21 protein-coding genes are annotated in these 21,378 nt (G+C 59.2%); 16 read left to right on the forward strand and 5 right to left on the reverse strand.

Annotated elements, in window-relative coordinates; genetic code table 11:
• Window positions 1-3: 3 nt before the first annotated feature.
• Window positions 4-1,368: a hypothetical protein gene (locus Q5H92_RS10300; protein ID WP_305011433.1), complete on the reverse strand. Its 1,365-nt coding sequence runs from the start codon at window positions 1,366-1,368 to the stop codon at window positions 4-6.
• Between the two features lie 6 nt (window positions 1,369-1,374).
• On the reverse strand, window positions 1,375-2,532 hold the full coding sequence (locus Q5H92_RS10305) for a tetratricopeptide repeat protein (RefSeq protein WP_305011434.1): 1,158 nt from the start codon (window positions 2,530-2,532) through the stop codon (window positions 1,375-1,377).
• A gap of 210 nt (window positions 2,533-2,742) precedes the next feature.
• Here Q5H92_RS10305 and Q5H92_RS10310 point away from each other — a divergent pair, with 210 nt between their 5' ends.
• From Q5H92_RS10310 to obgE, 5 genes are all read left to right on the forward strand, one after another.
• Entirely contained in the window at window positions 2,743-3,657 is a 915-nt protein-coding gene (locus Q5H92_RS10310) for a M20/M25/M40 family metallo-hydrolase (RefSeq protein WP_305011435.1), read from the forward strand.
• Between the two features lie 189 nt (window positions 3,658-3,846).
• Entirely contained in the window at window positions 3,847-6,084 is a 2,238-nt protein-coding gene (locus Q5H92_RS10315) for a sodium-translocating pyrophosphatase (protein ID WP_305011436.1), read from the forward strand.
• Between the two features lie 193 nt (window positions 6,085-6,277).
• Window positions 6,278-6,847: a phosphoribosyltransferase gene (locus Q5H92_RS10320; RefSeq protein WP_369811133.1), complete on the forward strand. Its 570-nt coding sequence runs from the start codon at window positions 6,278-6,280 to the stop codon at window positions 6,845-6,847.
• A 74-nt stretch (window positions 6,848-6,921) separates the two neighbouring features.
• Window positions 6,922-7,545 (forward strand): adenylate kinase, encoded by a 624-nt coding sequence (locus Q5H92_RS10325; RefSeq protein ID WP_305011490.1) that lies wholly within the window; start codon window positions 6,922-6,924, stop codon window positions 7,543-7,545.
• Between the two features lie 170 nt (window positions 7,546-7,715).
• Window positions 7,716-8,777: a GTPase ObgE gene (obgE, locus tag Q5H92_RS10330; protein ID WP_305011437.1), complete on the forward strand. Its 1,062-nt coding sequence runs from the start codon at window positions 7,716-7,718 to the stop codon at window positions 8,775-8,777.
• 123 nt (window positions 8,778-8,900) lie between these two features.
• On the opposite strand, the gene Q5H92_RS10335 is transcribed toward obgE, so the two are convergent.
• Window positions 8,901-9,347: a hypothetical protein gene (locus Q5H92_RS10335; RefSeq protein ID WP_305011438.1), complete on the reverse strand. Its 447-nt coding sequence runs from the start codon at window positions 9,345-9,347 to the stop codon at window positions 8,901-8,903.
• 146 nt (window positions 9,348-9,493) lie between these two features.
• Between Q5H92_RS10335 and Q5H92_RS10340 the strand changes: the two genes are divergently transcribed.
• From Q5H92_RS10340 to Q5H92_RS10390, 11 genes are all read left to right on the forward strand, one after another.
• Window positions 9,494-10,075, forward strand: coding sequence for a nucleotide exchange factor GrpE (locus Q5H92_RS10340; protein WP_305011439.1), 582 nt, complete (start codon window positions 9,494-9,496; stop codon window positions 10,073-10,075).
• Between the two features lie 161 nt (window positions 10,076-10,236).
• The gene (gene dnaJ / locus Q5H92_RS10345; protein WP_305011440.1) at window positions 10,237-11,388 is read left to right on the forward strand and encodes a molecular chaperone DnaJ; all 1,152 of its coding nucleotides are present in this window, start codon (window positions 10,237-10,239) and stop codon (window positions 11,386-11,388) included.
• Window positions 11,389-11,630: 242 nt separating this feature from the next.
• On the forward strand, window positions 11,631-12,146 hold the full coding sequence (locus Q5H92_RS10350) for an RNA polymerase sigma factor (protein ID WP_305011441.1): 516 nt from the start codon (window positions 11,631-11,633) through the stop codon (window positions 12,144-12,146).
• Window positions 12,140-12,784, forward strand: a complete 645-nt coding sequence (locus Q5H92_RS10355) for a hypothetical protein (protein WP_305011442.1) — start codon at window positions 12,140-12,142, stop codon at window positions 12,782-12,784. The genes Q5H92_RS10350 and Q5H92_RS10355 overlap by 7 nt, the downstream gene beginning before the upstream one ends.
• 150 nt (window positions 12,785-12,934) lie before the next feature.
• Entirely contained in the window at window positions 12,935-13,873 is a 939-nt protein-coding gene (locus Q5H92_RS10360; protein ID WP_305011443.1) for an ABC transporter ATP-binding protein, read from the forward strand.
• 162 nt (window positions 13,874-14,035) lie between these two features.
• A complete protein-coding gene (locus Q5H92_RS10365) occupies window positions 14,036-15,418 on the forward strand; it encodes an ABC transporter permease (RefSeq protein ID WP_305011444.1) in 1,383 nt (460 codons plus the stop codon).
• 165 nt (window positions 15,419-15,583) lie between these two features.
• Complete coding sequence (locus Q5H92_RS10370) at window positions 15,584-16,468, forward strand: ChaN family lipoprotein (RefSeq protein ID WP_305011445.1); 885 nt, start codon at window positions 15,584-15,586, stop codon at window positions 16,466-16,468.
• Window positions 16,469-16,504: 36 nt separating this feature from the next.
• Complete coding sequence (locus tag Q5H92_RS10375; RefSeq protein WP_305011446.1) at window positions 16,505-16,942, forward strand: hypothetical protein; 438 nt, start codon at window positions 16,505-16,507, stop codon at window positions 16,940-16,942.
• A 163-nt stretch (window positions 16,943-17,105) separates the two neighbouring features.
• Window positions 17,106-17,504: a GNAT family N-acetyltransferase gene (locus tag Q5H92_RS10380; protein ID WP_305011447.1), complete on the forward strand. Its 399-nt coding sequence runs from the start codon at window positions 17,106-17,108 to the stop codon at window positions 17,502-17,504.
• Between the two features lie 57 nt (window positions 17,505-17,561).
• Entirely contained in the window at window positions 17,562-18,068 is a 507-nt protein-coding gene (locus Q5H92_RS10385) for a cupin domain-containing protein (protein ID WP_305011448.1), read from the forward strand.
• A 100-nt stretch (window positions 18,069-18,168) separates the two neighbouring features.
• The gene (locus Q5H92_RS10390) at window positions 18,169-18,657 is read left to right on the forward strand and encodes a hypothetical protein (protein WP_305011449.1); all 489 of its coding nucleotides are present in this window, start codon (window positions 18,169-18,171) and stop codon (window positions 18,655-18,657) included.
• A gap of 193 nt (window positions 18,658-18,850) precedes the next feature.
• Here Q5H92_RS10390 and Q5H92_RS10395 read toward each other — a convergent pair whose 3' ends face one another.
• Both Q5H92_RS10395 and Q5H92_RS10400 read right to left on the reverse strand, forming a co-directional pair.
• Window positions 18,851-19,027, reverse strand: a complete 177-nt coding sequence (locus tag Q5H92_RS10395; protein ID WP_305011450.1) for a hypothetical protein — start codon at window positions 19,025-19,027, stop codon at window positions 18,851-18,853.
• Window positions 19,028-19,166: 139 nt separating this feature from the next.
• Complete coding sequence (locus Q5H92_RS10400) at window positions 19,167-21,374, reverse strand: penicillin acylase family protein (protein WP_305011451.1); 2,208 nt, start codon at window positions 21,372-21,374, stop codon at window positions 19,167-19,169.
• Window positions 21,375-21,378: the final 4 nt, after the last annotated feature.

Genomic DNA, 21,378 nt, shown 5'->3' on the forward strand with positions numbered 1-21,378 from the left:
AGGCTATGCTGCCACCTGTGGCCGCAGCCGGGCAGCGGGCCGCCCAACGGGGCCAGCTGCCTGGCGCGTGGCCATGTCCTGGAGAATATATAACCCGCCGAGGTAGAAGGGAATCATCGGGATTTTGTAGCGCACCAGCGTGCCGAAGTTGGAACTCGTGATGCCGACCGAAGCCGCAAATACCAGCGCAAATACAAAGCACAGGAGTAGAATCGGGTTGCTGCCGATGACGCCGAACGTACGGAAAAGACCCGTGCGCCAGAAAATGCGCAACGTGAAAAGCAGAAAAAATCCTGCTTCCAGTGCCGATAGGAACATCACCGGGTTGTGTGCCTCCCAGATGAAGGGCCGGTAGATGGCGGTTCCAATAGCCTGAGGCGCCAGCTTCACCATGCTGCCGAGGCTGCCATCGAGCTCACCCAGGGAATATCCGGCGCCTTCCTGCTTCATGCTTTGCTGGTAGAGGTAGTCGGCGGTAATCTTGCTGCGTTCCCCAATTTTGTCCATGTCGTACTTATCGTCGCCTTTGGTCAGGTTGGTAGCCGCGTAGAACGCAACAATGGCTCCCACGCTTAGAAACAACGGACGGGCAACTAATCGTAATAGCTTGCTTTTGATGCGGTCGTTGGTTTCGTTAAATATCCACACCAGTGCCGCGGGCAGGAAGCACAGCAGAATATAAACTTTGATAGATAGTAGCGCATAAACGGCCAATGCGCCAATTGTCAAGCATTTAATTAGCGCTTGCCGCTGAATAATACCCCGATACATGGCGTAAAAAAGCCAGCCCAGAGCCCCCAGGCACAAGGAGTCTTTTAGCAGCCCCGACCCCCAGAAAAACATGGATGGCACGTAAAACATCGTCCAGCCCAACTGTTTATAAACGTGCGGCCTAATTTTGGCAAAAGCAATAAACATGGCCCAAACCCCGCTAAAGCTGACAATAGCAAAAAACAACGCTATCACCGTGTAGGTATTGAAGCACAGAAGGCCGAAAAATGCTGCAATGCGGGATACCAAAAACTCCGTGGAATTGGTCTGGTGCCAGAACATACGGGCGACGTAGGGAGCTGTTTCGGGAGTATTGCCACTGCCGTTGTCGAGCAACAGCTGAAAACCGGTCGAAAAAGATTTACCGAAGGCCTCGTGGATGATAGTGGCGTGGCGGTAGTAGTTGAAGGTGTCACCGCCGTTGTAGTAAAATTGATAAATAAGCCCCAGGCTGATGGCCCCGATAAACTTCAGCGTGAGCGCCGGAATAAAATAAGGCTTGGTAAATTGGTTCGTGACAGATGACCTTACCGCGAAAGCGATAATATAAAATATCGCCAAATAGATTGGCGTGATAAAAAAGTCGGATATCTCCATAATAATCTAACTCTTGCCGTTCTTCTTAAGCCACCCTTTGGCTTCTTTGTACTGCTCCGATTTGTGGTCGGCCTTGTCGGCTATCACGGCGTAGTAGCGTTTGGCCGCCGTAACATCTTTTTCCTTCACGGCCAGGCGGGCCAGGTTTACGTTGGCGAACAAATAAAAACCGCCGGAAGTGTCGCCGGTGCTTTCCGAAAACACGATGCACCGCTGGTAGTAGTCCTTGGCCTTGGCCATGTCGCGGTAACGGTTCTGCATCAGGTAGCCCAGGAAATAGCTGGCGTAGCGTCCGCTGATGCCTTCGTAGCCCGGCATGCCTTTGTTAATCTTATCGAGAATTTCCCGGCTTACCCGCTCGCAGTCGGCAAATTCGCCCTGGTCGTAGGCCAATAAGGCGTAAAAGCGCTGGAAGTAACCGTTGTCGGGAAAGGTGCTGGCCAGGTAGCGCGCCACCGGAATGGCTTCCTCGGCGTTATTTTCCTCATTCTTGAGAATGCGCATGAGGAACACCCGCGCTTCGGTGGCGGTGTAGAAGCCGTTGTTGGCCACACTACGCAGCTGTTGCATGCCCAACTTTTTGTCGCCCTTCGGGAAAAATAGCAACACTGGTTTCAGCAACGGGTAGTTGTCCGGAATCCAAACGGCGTAGTAGTTGAATAACGCCTGTCCGAACTGAAATTCAGGGCTCAGGCCGTTGGCTTCCTGGCTTTTCTTGAGGAAGTTGAGGGAACGGCGGGCGCCCACCGTGGCTTTGCGCCAGTCATGGCGCTCGGCGTGCAGGCGGGCGTCGAAGCCATAGGCGGCCGAGAGGAAGAAGCTGGCTTCGTAGTTGTTGTTGTCGGCATCGTAGAGCTTCTGCGCTTTGGTCGCCGCCGTGTCCATGTAGGCGAAGAAGGTCTTGTCGTATTGCTCGGTCTGGAAGTTGGTGGGCATGATTTTCCACCACGTGCTCAGGCCCAGCAGGAAGTAAGGCATGGGGTGGTTGGGGTAGCGCCGCCGCAAGGAGCGGAACTGCTTTTCGGCCCGCTCATACTTGAAATTGTAGATGTTGTGCACTGCCCCGTCGAGCTCCAGCTGAATGTCTTTGTCCAGCAGCAGCCAGCCCTTGGTATCGATGGCCGAGGGCAGCACGCCCACAGTGTCGAGGGCCACCGTCTTCATCGCCGGAGGAGTGCGAATTGTATCGGGCTTCTGGGCCCTGGCCAAGTGTGGCAGCAGGAGCAGGCCCCAACAGATACAAAACAGCGAACGCAACATAGATAGAAAGTCGAAGGCGGGCCCAAGGTGGGGCTCGGGCAGAATTCGGCCAAAGCAAACAGGTCTGCTAAAGTACGGACTTTGGCCTAGCTTTGGGCGTAAATTCCTTTTCATATGCAATTGCTGCATTCGCTTTGCCGCATCGCGGCCCCAGCCGGCAACGAAGCTCCCTTGTCCCGTTTCGTGCTCGACTACGTGCGCCAGCACCAAGGTAACTGGCGGTACCAGCCCCAGATTATTGCCGACGAACGGTTTCAGGACTGCCTGTTGCTGGTGTTTGGGCAGCCGCGAACGGCCGTGTTTGCCCACCTCGACAGCATCGGCTTCACCGTGCGCTACGGACGGCAGCTGGTGCGCATTGGCGGGCCGCAGGCTGAGGCTGGCTACCGCTTGGTGGGGCACGATTCGCAAGGGGAAATAGACTGCACGCTGACCATAGACGAAGAAACGGGCGAACTAGGCTACGCGTTCCACCGCGAAATCGACCGCGGCACGGAGCTTACCTTCTACTGCGACTTCCGCGAAACCGAAACCACCGTGCAGAGCTGTTACCTCGACAACCGCCTCGGCGTGTGGAACGCCCTGCGCCTTTGCGAAACCCTGGAGCACGGCATCATCGCCTTCTCGTGCTGGGAAGAGCACGGCGGCGGCTCGGTGGCCTACCTAGCCAAATACATTTACGACACCTACGGCGTGCGCCAGGCCCTCATCTCCGACATTACCTGGGTGACCGAAGGCGTACACGCGGGCCAGGGCTGCGCCATTTCGCTGCGCGACTCGCTCATTCCGCGTCGCAGCTACGTCGACCGCATTCGGGCCATTGCCGCCGCCTCGGGCGTGCCGCACCAGCTCGAAGTAGAAGGCAGCGGCGGCTCCGATGCCAAAGAGCTGCAGCACGCCGCCGCGCCCTGGGACTGGTGCTTCATTGGCGCGCCCGAAGACCACGTGCACTCGCCCGACGAGCTGGTGGACAAACGCGACATCGACAGCATGCTCGCTCTTTATCGGGTGCTGATGCGCGAGCTGTAAGCCAACGGGCGCGCAAGGGGCAGCGACAATTTGCCAAACTGCCTGTTGTTCTGGGTAAATGAGGCTGAGCGGGCAAGAAAAAGTTGAAACGGCGGACGCTAAAACAGATAAAATTGGATTCGGTCCAATTTCCCCTATTTTGCGCACCGAAAACCGCCTAACTCACTTTTCCCCACCCATTCACCTTTTATGACGAATTACCTCTACGCAGTGCCCGCGTTGGGCATTTTTGCCTTGCTCTACACCTGGTTGCGCGCCGGCTGGGTGACGCGGCAGGACGCCGGCGATGCCCGCATGACGACCATTGCCGGCTTTATTGCCGACGGCGCCATTGCCTTTCTCAAGGCCGAATACAAGGTACTGGCCCTGTTTGGGCTCATCGCCGGGGCCTTCCTATTCTACCTGGGCAGCACCAGCGGCAACTCCAGCCCCGTCATCGTCATTGCCTTCATCATTGGCGCGGTGTTCTCGGCCCTGGCCGGATTCATCGGGATGAAGATTGCCACCAAGGCCAACGTGCGCACCGCGCAGGCCGCCAAAACCAGCCTCAGCACCGCGCTCAACGTGTCGTTTTCGGGTGGCTCGGTAATGGGCATGGGCGTAGCCGGCCTGGCCGTGCTCGGGCTGGGCTCGCTGTTCATTGTGTTTTATAAAATGTTCGTGCCCAGCGGCCTCGCCAACGGCACCGAAATGGAAAAAGCCCTCGAAGTCCTCACCGGCTTCTCGCTCGGGGCTGAAAGCATTGCCCTGTTTGCCCGCGTGGGCGGCGGCATCTATACCAAAGCGGCCGACGTGGGGGCCGACCTCGTAGGCAAAGTCGAAGCCGGCATCCCGGAAGACGACCCCCGCAACCCCGCCACCATCGCCGATAACGTGGGCGACAACGTGGGCGACGTGGCCGGCATGGGCGCCGACTTATTCGGCTCTTACGTGGCTACTATTTTGGCTACCATGGTACTAGGTCGCGAAGTAACCGTGACCGGCGACCAGTTCGGCGGTCTCTCGCCCATTTTCCTGCCGATGGCTATTGCGGGCATGGGCATCATCGCCTCGCTCGTCGGCATCCTCTGCGTACGGGTGAAGGAAGGCGGCAACGTGCAAAGCGCGCTCAACCTGGGTAATTACATCTCGGTGATTGTATCGGCAGTGGCTTCGTACTTCCTCATTATGTGGATTTTGCCTTCGGGCACCTTCACCATTCGCAGCATCAGCTTCGATGCCCTGCACGTGTTCTATGCCGTGGTGGTGGGCCTGATTGTGGGCACGCTGATGAGCATCATCACGGAGTATTACACCGCCATGGGTAAGCGCCCGGTGATGAGCATTGTGCAGCAAAGCAGCACCGGCCACGCCACCACCGTCATCGGCGGTCTGGCCGTGGGCATGGAATCGACGGTACTGCCCATTCTGGTGCTGGCGGCTGGTATTGTGCTCAGCTTCAAGGCCGCCGGCCTCTACGGCGTGGCCATTGCGGCCGCCGGCATGATGGCTACCACCGCCATGCAGCTGGCCATCGACGCCTTCGGCCCCATTGCCGATAACGCTGGCGGCATCGCCGAGATGTGCGAGCTGCCCAAGGAAGTGCGCGAGCGCACCGACATTCTCGATGCCGTGGGCAACACCACTGCCGCCACCGGCAAGGGCTTCGCCATCGCCTCGGCCGCCCTCACTTCGCTGGCTCTGTTTGCCGCCTTCATGGGCACGGCCCACATCGATACCATCGATATTTCGAACGCCGAAGTGCTGGCCGGGCTGTTTGTGGGGGCCATGATTCCGTTCATCTTCTCGGCGCTGGCCATCAAGGCAGTAGGGGAGGCGGCCATGGCCATGGTGCAGGAAGTGCGTCGGCAGTTCCGCGAGATTCCGGGCATTATGGAAGGCACCGGCAAGCCCGAGTACGAGAAGTGCGTGGCCATCAGCACCGAGGCCGCTATTAAGAAGATGATTGCGCCGGGTGCCATTGCCCTGCTTTCGCCCATTATCGTGGGCTTTCTGTTTGGCCCGCACGTGCTAGGCGGTCTGTTGGCCGGCGTCACGGTGAGCGGTGTGCTCATGGCCATGTTCCAGAGCAACGCCGGCGGCGCCTGGGACAACGCCAAAAAGTCTTTCGAGAAAGGCGTGATGGTGAACGGCAAGATGGAATACAAAGGCTCCGACGCCCACAAAGCTTCGGTGACGGGTGACACCGTGGGCGACCCGTTCAAAGACACCTCCGGCCCGAGCATGAACATCCTCATCAAGCTGATGAGTATCGTGTCGCTGGTCATTGCGCCCCACATTGCTGCCAAAGACGGTGAGCGCGGCATGGCCCCGGTGCAGTTGGAAAAGGACCGGGTGGAAGTAGCGGTTCGTCCGCACGTGCGCTACGCCTTCGCCGAGGTCGCTCCGGCGGCCGCGCACTTCATCTACACGGTGCTGGTGAAGTAGTCTGAACCGCAGATTAAACGGATTGAACAGATTAAACGGATTCGGACTGTCCTGAGAAACAAAAAGGCCGCTGCTTTATAAGCAGTGGCCTTTTTGTTGGCATGGTACGAGTTCAGAAAGGCAGCGGGCAGTCGAATCCGTTCAATCCGTTTCATCCGTCAAATCTGCGGTTCAGACGATTCCGGCCGTAGCTTTGCACCCTCATTCCAACCCCTCGCGCCGCATGGCCCACGCCAACGTTACCATCCACAACAAAGAATTCCGGCCGTATCTATCGGCTAATCAATTGGATGAGGCGGTGGACGGGCTGGCGGCCCGCCTGAGCGCCGACTATGCCGGGCGCCGGCCGCTGTTCGTGGTAGTGCTCACGGGCGGCTTCATGTTTGCCTCCGATTTGCTGAAGCGCTACCGGGGCGAGTGCGAGATTGTGTTCATCCGCGTGGCCTCCTACGAGGGCACGGGCAGCACCGGCGTGGTGCAGGAAGTGCTGGGCCTGCGCGAAGAAGTGCAGGGCCGCCACATTATCCTCGTCGAAGACATTGTGGACACCGGCACCACCATGCACCACCTGCTGCCCACGCTGCAAAGCAAGGGCCCCGCTTCGGTGGAAATTGCCACGCTGTTTTTCAAGCCCGAAAGCTTGCGCCACGAACTGTCTATCCGCTACGTGGCCAAGGAAATCCCCAATGATTTCGTGGTGGGCTACGGCCTCGACTACGACGGGCTGGGCCGCAACCTGCCCGATGTGTACGTGGCCGTGTAGCAACAATTCTGCCCCGATTGAGTAACTTGCCCAACCCCACCTCCCCAACTGCCTCCGCGCAACTCTCCTCGTTCATGTTGAATATCGTGCTGTTCGGCCCCCCCGGCGCCGGCAAAGGAACCCAGAGCCAGAAACTCATTGCCCACTACAACCTCGTGCACCTGAGCACCGGCGACCTGCTGCGCGCCCAGATTGCCGAAGGCACCGAGCTGGGCCTGACTGCCAAAAAGCTGATGGACGAAGGCCTGCTCGTGCCCGACGCCGTGGTGATTGGCATGATTGGCAGCGCCTTGGAAAACAACCCCCAGGCGGGCGGCTTCATCTTCGATGGCTTCCCTCGCACCGTGGCCCAGGCCGAAAGCCTTGACCGCCTCATGGCTGAGCACAACACCCACATCGGCTGCATGATTGCGCTCGAAGTGCAGGAAGAAGAGCTGGTGAAGCGCCTGCTGGAGCGCGGCAAAACCAGCAACCGGCCCGACGACCAGGACGAAACCAAAATCCGCCGCCGCGTGACGGTGTACAACACCGAAACCGCCCAGGTGGCCGGCTACTACGCCGCCCAGAAGAAATTCCACGCCCTCAACGGCATCGGCCCGATTGATGGCATTTTCGGCCAAATCTGCGGGCTGATTGACCAGCACCAGGCCGCCGTGCCCGAAACCCCGGCCGAAGCCACCAAAGAAGTAAAAGCGTAACTTTACGCCTTTAACAAGACTGTCAGTTTTTAATACGACTGTCATCCTGAGCGTAGCGAAGGACCTTATCACGCTTGCACGGTTTAGCGTTACTGCAAATCGTCTGACCGTGATAAGGTCCTTCGCTACGCTCAGGATGACCGTTTTTTTACCTCAATACCCCAATTCCCGTGGCATCCAATAACTTCATCGACTACGTCAAACTCATCTGCCGCTCGGGCAAGGGCGGCGCGGGCTCGCACCACTTCTTCCGAGCCAAGGGCCTGCCCAACGGCGGCCCCGATGGCGGCGACGGCGGCCGCGGCGGCCACATCATCCTCGAAGGCAACTCGCAGCTCTGGACGCTGCTACACCTGCAGTATCAGAAGCACGTATTCGCCAAAGATGGCGAGGGCGGGGGCGAAAACCTGCGCTCCGGCGCCCAGGGCGAAGACATTGTGCTGCAGGTGCCCCTCGGCACCGTGGCCCGCGACCCTGACGGCACCCAGATTCTGGAAATCACGGAGCACGGCCAGCGGCTCATCCTCGTGCCCGGCGGGCGCGGCGGCTGGGGCAACGACCATTTCAAGAATTCCATCAACCAGGCCCCGCAGTACGCGCAGCCCGGCGAGCCGGCCATTGAGGCCATCATCATCCTGGAGCTCAAACTGCTGGCCGACGTGGGCCTCGTGGGCTTCCCCAACGCGGGCAAGAGCACGCTGCTGTCGGTGGTGAGCGCGGCCAAGCCCAAGATTGCCGACTACGCCTTCACCACCCTCGTGCCCAACCTGGGCGTGGTGGCCTACCGCGACTACAAATCCTTCGTGATGGCCGACATTCCCGGCATCATTGAGGGCGCGGCCGAGGGCAAAGGCCTGGGCACGCGCTTCCTGCGCCACATTGAGCGCAACTCCATGCTGCTCTTCATGATAAGCTGCGACTCGCCCGACATCAACGCCGAATACGACGTGCTAATCGGCGAGCTGGAGCAGTTCAACCCCGACCTGCTGGACAAAAAGCGCCTGTTGGCCATCACCAAGTCCGACATGATTGACGAGGAGCTGGAGGCTGAAATCCGCGCTACGCTGCCGGCTGAAGTGCCCGCCATCTTCATTTCCAGCCTCACGAACAAGAACATCATGCCGCTGAAAGATATGATTTGGAAGGCGCTGGAAGAAACCCGCCGCGACGCTGCGCCAGTCAAACGGCAGGGCCTTGGCGAAGAGGAAGGCGACGGAGAATGGCCTGCTTAGCGCGTTAGATTCGGCAGGCGCTGCCGTCGGAGGTGCCCAGGGTATTCATTTTCGGCCCCGCGAAAAGAAAAATTCATTTGTTGAAGAATATGATTTGGAAAGTACTGCATGAGTAGGGATTACTCATGCATGGAATACTTCCCTCACTTCGGGCAAATGATGAATGCAGCTTTCTAAAATTAATATGCTGTAGCGCAATAGCTTTTCTCTTCTATCGGCTGGGAAGATTTGTCCATTCACTTTCCCACCGTGAAAAAGGTTGTTTCTAACCCTTGTGAGATAAATGAAAAGCTCCTTTGACTTTGTGTTCTGGCCTGGGTTACTGTCCTCCCAACGGATTTGCTCATCTCTAATAAATTGACTTTTAGGCGGATTTGTCAATATATAATTGATGGCTTCACTTAAAGACGGGCTGTTGGGATGTTCGATAATTGATTCTACAGCATCAGCAAATTTTAGCCAATTAGGTTCAGCCCTGCCTTCTCCGTTGTGGAAGCCACTAGCCTTCAAGGAATATTCGACGCGTGAAAAGGTTTGGAAAAATTGTTTGGAAAGGTCTTCAAAATTCATAGCAGTTTTCAAATTTGGTTGTCTGATAGTCAAATGTAACCAATGCCACTATGGCAGCCCGCGCCCCTTTGGCAAGTGAATTGCGCCCGCAGCTTGACTAACCGGCTAACCCCGTGAAAAACCCCTTCCGACGAATATTTCCGCAAATGGCTAACGAGAATAACCTGCCGCAGGACGACAACCTGACCGCCGACCCCAACCACGTAGCTGGCGAAATGGCCGACAACGCCGACGGCGAAACCACCGACCCGAACATGACGGCCACCGGCGCCCCCCAGCCCGCTGCCTCGCGCACCGACGCCGAGCTGGCCGACCTCAAAGACAAATACCTGCGCCTGGCCGCCGAGTTTGAGAACTACAAGCGCCGCACCAGCAAGGAGCGCATCGACCTCTTCAAAACCGCCAACCAGGAGCTTATGACGGCCCTGCTGCCCGTGCTCGACGACTTCGAGCGCGCCCGCAACGCCACCGCCAGCACCACCGATGCCAACGCCGTGCGCGAGAGCATCGACATTATTCAGAACAAGCTGAACAAAACGCTCCAGCAAAAGGGTTTGACCCAGATGGAAGCCAAGGGCGGCGACTTCGATGCCGAGCTGCACGAGGCCATTACCCAGATTCCCGCGCCCAGCGACGACCTGAAAGGAAAAATCGTGGACGTGGTGGAGCAAGGCTACTATTTGGGCGACAAGGTAATTCGCCACGCCAAAGTGGTGCTGGGGCAATAATTTTAGGGTTTGGTTTGAGGTTGAAGAAATTAAAAAATCTGTCATCCTGAGCGTAGCGAAGGACCTTCCTACAACGGCACGACTTGCAGTAATGACTGCCATAGGCGTGATAAGGTCCTTCGCTACGCTCAGGATGACAGACGATTCATACAGAAGCAGAGATGGCTACGAAGCGCGATTATTACGAGGTATTAGGCATTACCAAAACGGCGGAAGGCGACGTTATCAAGTCGGCTTACCGCAAGATGGCCATCAAGTACCACCCCGATAAAAACCCCGACGACCCCACGGCCGAGGACAAATTCAAAGAAGCGGCCGAGGCTTACGAAGTACTCAGCAATGCCGACAAACGCGCGCGCTACGACCGGTACGGCCATCAGGGCGTGGGCGGCGGCAACGGCGGCGGCCCGCAGAACATGGAGGACATCTTCTCGCAGTTCGGCGATATTTTCGGCGGGGGCGGGGGCGGGGGCTTCGAGGGCTTCTTCGGAGGCGGACGCCAGGGCGGCGGGCGGCGCCAGAAAAAGGGCTCGAACCTGCGCATCAAGCTGAAGCTCGACTTGGAGGAAATTGCCAACGGCGTCGAGAAGAAAATCAAGGTGAAGCGCTACGTGGCCTGCCAGCCGTGCAGCGGCACCGGCGCCAAAAACGGCACCGACCTCAAAACCTGCCCCACCTGCCAGGGCCAGGGCCAGACCAAGCGCGTGGTGAACACCATGCTCGGCCAGATGGTGAGCAGCAGCACCTGCCCCACCTGCAACGGCGAGGGCAAAACCATTGTGACAACCTGCGACGTGTGCAAAGGCGAAGGCCGCCAGCTGCACGAGGAAGTAATTCCCATCAACATCCCCGCCGGCGTGGCCAACGACATGCAGCTGAGCATGAACGGCAAAGGCAACTTCCCCGAGCGCGGCGGCGTGCCCGGCGACCTGCTCATCCAGATTGAGGAGGAGCCGCACGAGTTCCTGAAGCGCGACGGCAACAACATCATGTTCGAGCAGTACATCTCATTCGTGGATGCCGCCCTCGGCGCGAGCTTGGAGGTGCCCACCATCGAGGGCAAGGTGAAAATTAAGGTGGACCCCGGCACCCAGCCCGGCAAAATCCTGCGCCTGCGCGGCAAGGGCATTAAGGACCTGAACGGCTACGGCCGCGGCGACCAACTCATCCACCTGAATGTATGGACGCCCAAAAACGTGAGCAACCAGGAGCGTGAGCTGCTGGAGAAACTGCGCGACTCGGACAACTTCACGCCGCACCCCGGTAAGAATGAGAAGGGCTTCTTCGAGAAAGTGAAGGAGTATTTCGCATAATTTTTGATTAGAAAATTTTGAAAAGCCCCGTCTGGCCATTGGTCAGGCGGGGCTTTTTTGCATCTGTCATGCTGAACGCAGTGAAGCACCTTATCACGTCCGAACGATTTGTTCCAGCGTGATAAGGTGCTTCACTGCGTTCAGCATGACAGGCGATTGCAGTTATTGCGGAAATTTTCATGGATGGCTGTAATGCCGCACCGCCGCCGCCGATTCACTCCCTGAAACACTCTTACCCCCGCATGGCCGCCGCCACCCCGTCTGCTGATTTTGTTGCCGCGCTGCACGAGTACCAGCCGCTGCTGCGGCGCGTAGCCCGGCTCTACTGCCAGGATGCCGACGACCGCCAGGACTTGTTCCAGGAAATGGTGCTGCAGTTGTGGCGGGCCTGGCCGCGCTACGTGCCCCAGGCCAATGCCAAGCTCAGCACCTGGCTCTACCGCATTGCCCTGAACGTGGCCATCTCGAACCTGCGCCAGCGCACCCGCCGCCCGGCCCCCACCGAGCTGGATGCCGAGGCGCTGGCCGTGGCCCAGGCCCCGGAAACCGGCTACGATGCCGACGACCGCGCCCAGCTCTACCGGGCCATTGGCCGGCTGTCGGAGGTCGACAAGGCATTTATTCTACTTTACCTCGAAGACCGGCCCTATGAGGAAATGGCCGACATTCTGGGCATTACCCAAAACAACGTGCGCGTGAAAATGCACCGCGTGCAGGAAAAGCTCCGCGCCCTTTTAGTCCCCGCCGCCCGATGCTAGAACTCGATGACCTCCGCCGCCAGTGGCAGCAACCGGCCCCGGCCGATGCGCCCGCCCCGCTCGATGCCGCCGCGCTGACGCGCCTGCTGGCCCGGCAATCCGATGGCATTATTGCCAAGCTGCGCCGGAGCGCCCGGTGGGAGCTGGGGGCGAATATCGCGATACTCGTGGGGGCCCTGGCCGTGGCCGGCTCGGCCCGGGTGTTCTGGCTACAGGCCGCCGGCGGGGTGCTGGCCGCTATTGGGGCCGTGTGTATCGTGTATTTGTACCGGAAGCTGCATTTGCTGCGCCGCCTGGACGACCCCGCCGCCGACCTGCGCGCCCACCTGCTGCGCCTCGACGGGGGCCTGCGGGCGCTCATCCGCTTCTATTACCGCTTCACGCTGGCCATGCTGCCGGTGGGCGGGCTGCTGAACGTGCTGATGGTGGTTTCGACCTCGAAGCACGAAATCAGGCTCACTTCCGGGTTTGGTATGGCGCTGGTGCTGGGCCTGGTCGTCGTGCTGCCAGCGCTGCTCTACCTGCCGGTGGCCAGCCTGACGCGGAAGTACCTGCAGCGCCTCTACGGCCAGCACCTCGACCGGCTCGAAGCCAGCCTGGCCGAGCTGGCCGAGCCGGAACCAGTGGCGGCCCGCTGACGGCCGCCGCCCCATTCATCCGGCTTATTCGCCGTTTGGGGGCCGTTTGTTGCCGCCTGGCACCCGGCCGCTGGCGCGCGAAGGCGGCGCTTGATACATTTGCCGAGCGACATTCTTCTACATTTAACCCGCCAACCAACCCTTCTTTCTGTGAAACCAATTCTGGAAGCCATCGACGTGCGCAAGGCCTACGCCAACCACGTCGCCCTCTCGGGCGTGAGCCTGGAAATTCCCGAGGGCAGCATCTTCGGCCTGCTCGGGCCCAACGGCGCGGGCAAAACCTCGCTCATCCGCATCATCACCCAGATTACGGGGGCCGACGAGGGCGAAATCCGCTTCCGCGGCGAGCGGCTGAACCCCGGTCATATCGCCGAAATCGGCTACCTGCCCGAGGAGCGGGGGCTCTATAAAAAGATGAAAGTGGGCGAGCAGCTGCTTTACCTGGCCCAGCTGCGCGGCCTGAGCCGCAGCGATGCCACGGCGCGCATCAAAAGCTGGCTGAACCGCTTTGAGATAAAGGAATGGGCTGGCAAAAACGTGGAAGACCTCAGCAAGGGCATGCAGCAGAAGGTGCAGTTCATTGCCACCGTGCTGCACGACCCCAAGCTGATTATCCTGGACGAGCCGTTTTCGGGGTTCGACCCCATCAATGCCAACCTGATTAAGGACGAGATTCTGGAGCTGCGCAAGCAGGGGGCTACCATCATTTTCTCGACGCACCGCATGGAATCGGTGGAGGAGATGTGCGACAACATCGCCCTCATCAACCGCTCGCGCAAGGTGCTCGACGGGCCCATTGGTCTGATTCGGGACCAGTTCAAAACCAACACCTATGAGGTGGAAGGCAAGGGCAAGCTCATCCTGGTACACCCCGATTTTGAGGTGGTGGAGCAGAAGGAGCGCGAAAACGGCCACTTCTACGCCCGGGTGCAGCTGCACGCCGGCGTGCGCCCCAACGACCTGCTGCGCTACCTTATCGGAGCGGTGGAGGTGGAAGCCTTCCGCGAAAAAATCCCGAGCATCAACGAGATTTTCATCCGGCGCGTGCGCGAAACCATGCCCGAAACGCTGGTGGAAGAAACTGCCTAGCTAAACGTCTGTCAGGCTGACATCTGCCGGTCATGCAGAGCGCAGCGAAGCATCTCGCGTGCAATGGTAAATATTTTGGTTGAAATTACTACCACACGCGAGATGCTTCGCTGCGCTCTGCATGACGTTCTTTTTTTCTGCAATCGACCATAATACCTCATCATGGCTTCCAAATTTTTCCTCATTGCCCAGCGCGAATACCTCACGCGGGTGCGCAAAAAGGCCTTTATTGTGCTCACGCTGGCCGTGCCGCTGCTGCTGGCGGCCTTCGGCTTCATCATTGCCAAAGTGGCCAGCTCCGACAACGACACCACCGACGTGGTGGAAGTGCGCGACGAATCCGGCCTGAACGTGGCCAGCCGTTTGGCCAGCACGCCGCAGCTGCGCTTCGTGCAGGCCACCGGCACGCTGGCCGAGGCCAAAAAAGGCTTCCAGAAAGCCAAGCACGACGGCCTGCTGGTGCTGCCCGCCGGCCTCGACGTGGAGAAGCCCGAAGGCGTGCAGTTCTTCGGCAAAGGCAACATCAGCCTGAAAAAGCAAGGGGCAGTAGAAGATGCTTTGAATAAAGTCTTCTCCGATTTGAAAATGGAGAAGTCGGGCATTTCGCAGGAAAAACTCGACCGGTTGCGCTCGGAAGTGGAGCTAAAAGCCATTAGCCTTGATGAATCTGGTAAAGAAGCCGATAGCAACGCGAAGGCTACCTCGCTCACTGCTTACGGGCTGGCGCTGGCCATTTATCTGTTCATTTTCATCTACGGCGTGCAGATTATGCGTGGGGTGGGGGAGGAGAAGTCGAGCCGCATCATGGAGGTGATGCTGTCGTCGGTGAAGCCGTTTGATTTGATGATGGGCAAAATTGTGGGCATTGCGGCCGTGGGCCTCACCCAGTTTCTGCTGTGGGGGATTCTCTCGTACGGCGTCGGCGCGGTGCTCACCCCCATGCTGGTAGATGACAAGCCCAAAACTGAAATGGTCACCAAGGCTCCGGCGGCCGCCCCCGCTTCGGCCGATGCTCCGCAATCCAGCAGCGCGAAAATGGACAAGGCGATGAGCGGCTCCGCAGCAACCATGAATCCGGCCAATCGCGCGGGCGGCATGTTCAGTGCACTGGGGAGCCTGCCCGTGGGCACCATTCTGTTCGGCTTCATCATCTACTTCCTGGGCGGCTACCTGCTGTACGGGGCGCTGTTTGGGGCCGTGGGCGCGGCCGTGGACGACCAGACCGACACCCAGCAGTTCATGTTTCCCATCACGATGCCGCTCATTCTGAGTTACATCGTAGGCGTGTCGGTCATTCTGCGCAACCCCGACGGCCCGGTGGCTTTCTGGATGTCGATGTTCCCGCTTACTTCGCCCATTGCCATGGTCATCCGCCTGCCATTTGGTGTGCCGATGTGGCAGTTGGCGCTGTCCATCTTCCTGCTCATCCTGGGCTTTATCGGCACGGTATGGGTGGCGGCCCGCATCTACCGCGTGGGCATTCTGATGTATGGCAAGAAGGTGACGTACAAGGAATTGGGCAAGTGGATGTTTTATAAAGGGTAGGCGATACGGCTTGGCCGACGAACTTTGAACGTCATGCTGAGCTTGTCGAAGCATCTCTACCGCGAAGAGTAATTATTTACTTCTGCGGTAGAGATGCTTCGACAAGCTCAGCATGACGTTCTGGTTTAACCGGATGTTCTTTTGTATTAATAGATGCCCAGACCCATGCGCTTCCTCCGCTTCCCCAGCCTCTTTTTGATGCTTATCAGCCTCGCTAGCTTCACCGGCGACCGGCCGGCCTACCGCCTCTTCACCGCCGCCGGCCTGCCCGCCGACTACGACCAGATGCTGCAGGAACTGGCGCAGGCCGACGTGGTGCTCTTCGGCGAGCAGCACAACGACGCCCTCACGCACTGGCTGGAGCTACAGGTAGCCAAGGACCTGCTGAAACTCAAGCAACCCGGCCAGCTGGTGCTGGGCCTGGAAATGTTTGAGCGCGACGTGCAGCCCTTGGTGGCCCAATACGCCACCGGCGAGCTGGCCGATACGGCCTTTGAGCGCCAGGCCCGCCCTTGGCCCAACTACGGCACCGACTACCGCCCGCTGCTGCAATTCGCGCGCGCCAACCACCTGCCCGTCATCGGCACCAATGCCCCGCGCCCCTTCGCCCGCACCGTGGCCCAGCGCAGCCTCACCGCCCTCGACAAGCTGCCCGCCAACGACCGCGCCCTGCTGGCCCCGCTACCGCTGAAGGTGGACTACGACCTGCCCGGCTACAAAAACATGGCCGCCATGTTCGGCGGCGACGGAAAAGCCCACGGTGGCGGAGCCCAGAACATTATTCAGGCCCAGGCGCTGAAAGATGCCACCATGGCCCACTTCATCAAAACCAGCATCGCACCCGGCCAAACCATGCTGCACTTCAACGGCAGCTACCACTCCGACCACCACGACGGCATCATGGCCTGGCTGCGCCAATACGCGCCCAAGCTGCGCGTACGCACCCTGAGCGTAGTGACGCAAGAGCAGCTGCAGACGCTGGAGAAAGAGCAGCTGAACGTGGCCGACTACGTGGTGGTGGTGCCGGCCGACGCGGCAAAGACGTATTAAAAAAAGCAGCGGTCGCCCCCATACTGCATCGAATTGATGGCCACATACGCTTTCGAAACCCCTGAGTTTGGCCTTGATGAACAGGGGCTGCATCGGCTGCGCAGCCGCTTTCCTTTCGAGAACATTGCCTACGAACAGCTAAGCTCCGTCGAGGTCAGGCGGGGCAAGTCGGTGCAAAACTGGCCTTTGCTTTTGCTGGTCGGCGTGCTTTGTATCGGCTTCTCCGCGTTCACCGCCTACCGTTTGTATCTGTTTCTAACATTTGGCCGGGGCCATTTCTACATCCAAACCCTGGCTACTCCATTCCTCCCCGCAGTTATTGGTGTTGCGGCCATCTGGCAAGCCCTGCGGGTAACGGACATTCTGGTGGTGCGTGTCAACCGTCGCCGGTTGGTATTTCCGCTCGATACCCTGAAACACGACCAAAGTGTGATGGCACTGGAAAGCTATCTGGCCCGCCGGGTAGCAACGTAAACAGGTTGGCGGACAGTTTCTTGGGCAGGAAATACGGCTGGGAAGGCAAACCGATACAACCCTTCCAGCCGATGGGCAAAAACAGCCTTGATAATACCTTTGAAATTCGCTTAAGCCAATTCCCCTTGTGATTATTCGAGAAGCTGATATTCAAGATATTCCGGTGTTAACCGAAATCCGTCTCGCCGTACGGGAAAACGTGCTCAATAACCCGGCGTTGGTCACCTACGCCGACTACGTGGAGTACCTCACGCGTCGTGGCCGGGGCTGGGTGGGCGAGGAGGCGGGTCGCATCGTGGGCTTCGCCATCGCCGACCTGACGGGCCATAGTATCTGGGCCCTGTTTGTGCATCCTGACTTCGACCAGCGCGGCATCGGCCGCGCCCTGCACGATGCGATGCTAAGCTGGTACTTCGGCCAAACATCTGAGCCGCTGTGGCTCAGCACCGCGCCTGGCACGCGTGCCGAAGGCTTTTACCGCCGCGCCGGCTGGTGCGAAACCGGCCGTACAGCCAGCGGCGAGGTACGGTTTGAGCTCACCAAATGGAATAGCCCGACTTAAAAGCTGCGAAGTGTACGTATTCCGCTAATTTTGCCGGATTCTGAAACATAATTTTCCATGTCCGAAATAGATTCCTCTAAGCGTGCCTTGTTTCATCAGGTGGCTGCTACGCTGAAGCAGCAGGGCTTCAACATTGCCCAAGAAGACCCGACGCGCCCGTGGGGTGGCTTTTTCGTGATTGACGAGGAGCAGGCCCAGCAGTTTGCCGATACCTATTTTGATGGCCTGTCCGTTGACAATCTGCGCATTTCGGGCAAGCTTAGCCCCAAGGTGCTGCTGGTGGCGCCGCACCAGCGCCTGAGCTGGCAGTACCACCACCGTCGGGCCGAAATCTGGCAGGTGGTGCAGGGCCCCGTGGGCGTGGCCACCAGCGACACCGATGAGCAGGGCGAAGTGAAAAGCTACCAGGTGGGCGAGCGCATCGTCCTCAAGCAAGGCGAGCGCCACCGCCTCGTGGGCCTGAAAGACTGGGGCGTGCTAGCCGAAATCTGGCAGCACACCGATGCCGCCAACCCCTCGGATGAAGACGACATTGTGCGCGTGCAGGACGATTTCGGGCGCTAGGAAGGGGCAGGCCGTCATGCTGAGCGCAGCCGAAGCATGACGCCGGTCCGACGTTCTTTAACCTATCAATCCGCACTTCACACCGCTTTATCTACTGCCCATGAATCCTACGGACCCCACCGCTGCTTCCGCTTTCGACAAGGCCCGCACGGGCCTCTGGACCAGCCTGCAAAAGCACTTAGCCAGCGTGTACAAGGCCGAAACGACTTTTGCGCGGGCCACGGCTTTTGCCGAAGCGTTTCCCTTTGCGGTATCGGGGGCCAGTGCCGGGCAGCTGGCCGACTACTGGGCGGCGCGCAATGCCCTGCGCGACCTGTTCACCGACGAAACCACCCAGCTCGATACGCTCAACAAGGCCATTCGTACCAAGGGCTACGCCGAGGCCGAAAAGAAGCAGCTCTACCTGCTGCTGCTGGGCTACATGGACATCGCCGCGACCATTTTTGAGCGCCTGCACACCGAAATACCCAACGCCCTGCCCCCCGACGAAGAGCTGGCCGAAACCACCGCCCGCTTCGACCGCGTGCGCAAGTTTGCCCGCCTCAACGTGAAAGGCATTGCCGGCTTGCTCACGCTCCCCACTAGATAGGTAATTTTGAGAGGTTTTGGGTAGAGTGTACTTACCCATGTAGGGGCAGGACTTGCCCCCGCCCGTCGGTGAACGAAATCGTCGAATCGGCCCTAACGGCGGGCAGGGGCAAGCCCCGCCCCTACACCTAATGACGCCGAAACTGCTCTAATAACACCATACCAGCATAAAGCGAAGTCGGAATAGTGAACAGCTACTCCGGCTTTGCCTTTTTCAGCGCGTCAGCCAGCGACTGCTGGAACTGCGCGCCGGAGTCGGCCGGGGCTTTCTCGGTGATGTTATACTGCTTTTGCAGCCGCTCCCATTCCTCAATCGGAATAAAAACACCGGTGATTTTGCCTTTGTCGTCGGAGAGGTATTTAATGTTCATTTGGATGGGGTATAATAAAATTGTGTAAAAATGCCGTCATGCTGAGCGCAGTCGAAGCAGCTCTACCGCACTAGAATATGATTACGTTGCGCGGTAGAGCTGCTTCGACTGCGCTCAGCATGACGTTCAGGAAAGCGTGCTACTGCCCAGGCCGATATGTCCGCTCCGCGTGCGCCTTTACGTCTTCCGGGTAAAAACGCACGTCTTTAAATCGGCCGTTGGTGTATAATTCGGCTTGGTCGGTGAAGTGCGGGGTGCCGGGCCGGCTGCTCTGGCCACCCGTAACGACGGAGCGCGCCACCACGCGCGGTCCGAACTCCACCACCGCCACAAAGCTATTGCCCACGCTTCCATACCGTTTTTTTGTGCCGGGATAAGCTTGAGCCTTGAACGATGCCAATGAGCCCCAGGCCGACGACGTGAAGGCCACCGGGAGGCTGGGCTGCTGGTCGTCGTAGGTTTCTTCGATGCGGCCGGTGAGGCGCTGGAAACGGTTCACGTCGCCCCAGGGCATTTTCCAGGTGCCAAAAGCGCGGGTCAGGTCGTCTATGGCTTCGGTGAGGGCAGCGGTTTTTTCCGCCGGATTGGTATTGGCCAGGGCAAATTTTGTGAAGCTGATGTAGTCGAGCTGGGGCTGGGCTGCGGGCACGCGGGCCCGGGCTTTAGCCAGCAGCCGCTCGGCCCAATAGATGGCCACGGTCTGGGCCGCTGAGGTTTTACTATAGTTCCGGTTCCAAGCACGGAGAGCAGCAATTGCTTCATCGGCCGCCGTGGGTTGGATGGAGACTTTTACCTCAGTTGCGGCAGCATCGTAAGCAGCCAGCAGCGGCGGCAGCATGTCGTCGAAGGCGGTGAGGTGCGGGTCGTTGGCGGCGGCAATGAGCGTATCGAGGCTGAAAACGGCCTTGCGGCTGAGCACGCGCACGGCGTTCAGGCCGCGGTAGTTTTCGGCGTCGGGCGCCATGTAGCTGGGGTATTTGGTGGGGGCGGGGCTGCTGCCGGGGCCTGCTACCGTGAACGGCGTCGAGTTGCAGTTTTGAATAAAGCCGCTGGCGGGGTTGTGTACCTGCACCAGTTCGCTCAGCGGGTGTAGGCCCTGCCATTCGGTGGCGGGCGTGCTGCCGTCCACGGGCTGGCTCCAGTCGAATTTTGGGTTGCGCCGGGGCATGAAGTTGCCGTGCCAGTAGGCAATGCTGCCCTTGCTATCGGCAAATACGGTATTGTTGGTGGCGTTGCCGTTCAGCTTCATCACCTGCTGAAAGCTGGCGTAGTCGGTGGCTTTGGTGCGCAGGTACGACTGCTGCAGCGCGGCCAGCGGCGTGTTCATCATGCGCAGCGCCACCCATTGCTGGTCGGTTTTCTGGCCCACCACGGGGCCGTGGTGTGTCCGGCAGATGGTGAAGGTTCGGCGCAGCATCTGGTTGCCGGCGCGGTAGGGCAGTGTCACCTTTTCGGTTTGCACCGGCCGCAGCTTGCCGCCGTAGCGGTAGAAATAGGTGCCGTTTTTCTTTTCGATAGTTTCCAGGTACTCATCCATCGAGTCGGCTTGGCTGGAGGTGTGCATCCAGCCGCAGTGCTCGTTAAAGCCCTGGTACACAAAAAACTGTCCCCAGGTCACGGCGCCGTAGGCGTTCATGCCCTGCTGGCTGGCCATCTGCACCTCGGAGCGGAAATAGAATGACGTGTGCGGGTTGATGAGCAGCAGGGCGTGGCCGCTGGCGCTTTTGGCCGGAGCAATGGCAAAGCCATTCGAGCCGATTTCGTCCTGGTCGGGCTGCCCGGCGTCAGGCTTCACCCAAGAGGTGGATTTCTGCTGGCTGTAAAACGCTTTCAGCCGCTCCAGGCTCACCACGCTGATGTTGCCGCCAATGCTGCCCTCGCTGAACATCAGCGGCATCCAGGGCTGGAAGCGGCGTAGCAGGCGGGGCCGCACCGTGGGGTGGGTGGCCAGGTAATAGTTGGTACCGGCCGCGAAGGCGTCGAGCAGCAGCTTCATATCGGCCGGGCTCTTTCGGTAGATGCCGATGGCCTGGGTGCTGTCCAGAAACAGCCGGGCGCGCAAATCGTGGTAGATTTGGGCTTCGCCCTCCACCTCCGCAAGCCGGCCAATGGCATCGAGATAATTGGTTTCGACGCGGTCGAAATCGTCCTCACACTGCGTGTAGAGCAGGCCAAATACCGCGTCGGCATCGGTCTTGCCGTAGATGTGCGGCACACCGTACGTGTCGCGCGTGATGCTCACTTGCTGCGCCTTTTGCTGCCAACGGGCCAGCTCGGCCGGGCTGAATTTTTGCGCCTGCGCCACGAGGCCAGCCAGAATCAACAGCAGCAAGAGGGGCAGACGCATCAGG

The organism is Hymenobacter mellowenesis (assembly GCF_030581005.1).
GTDB lineage: Bacteria > Bacteroidota > Bacteroidia > Cytophagales > Hymenobacteraceae > Hymenobacter > Hymenobacter mellowenesis.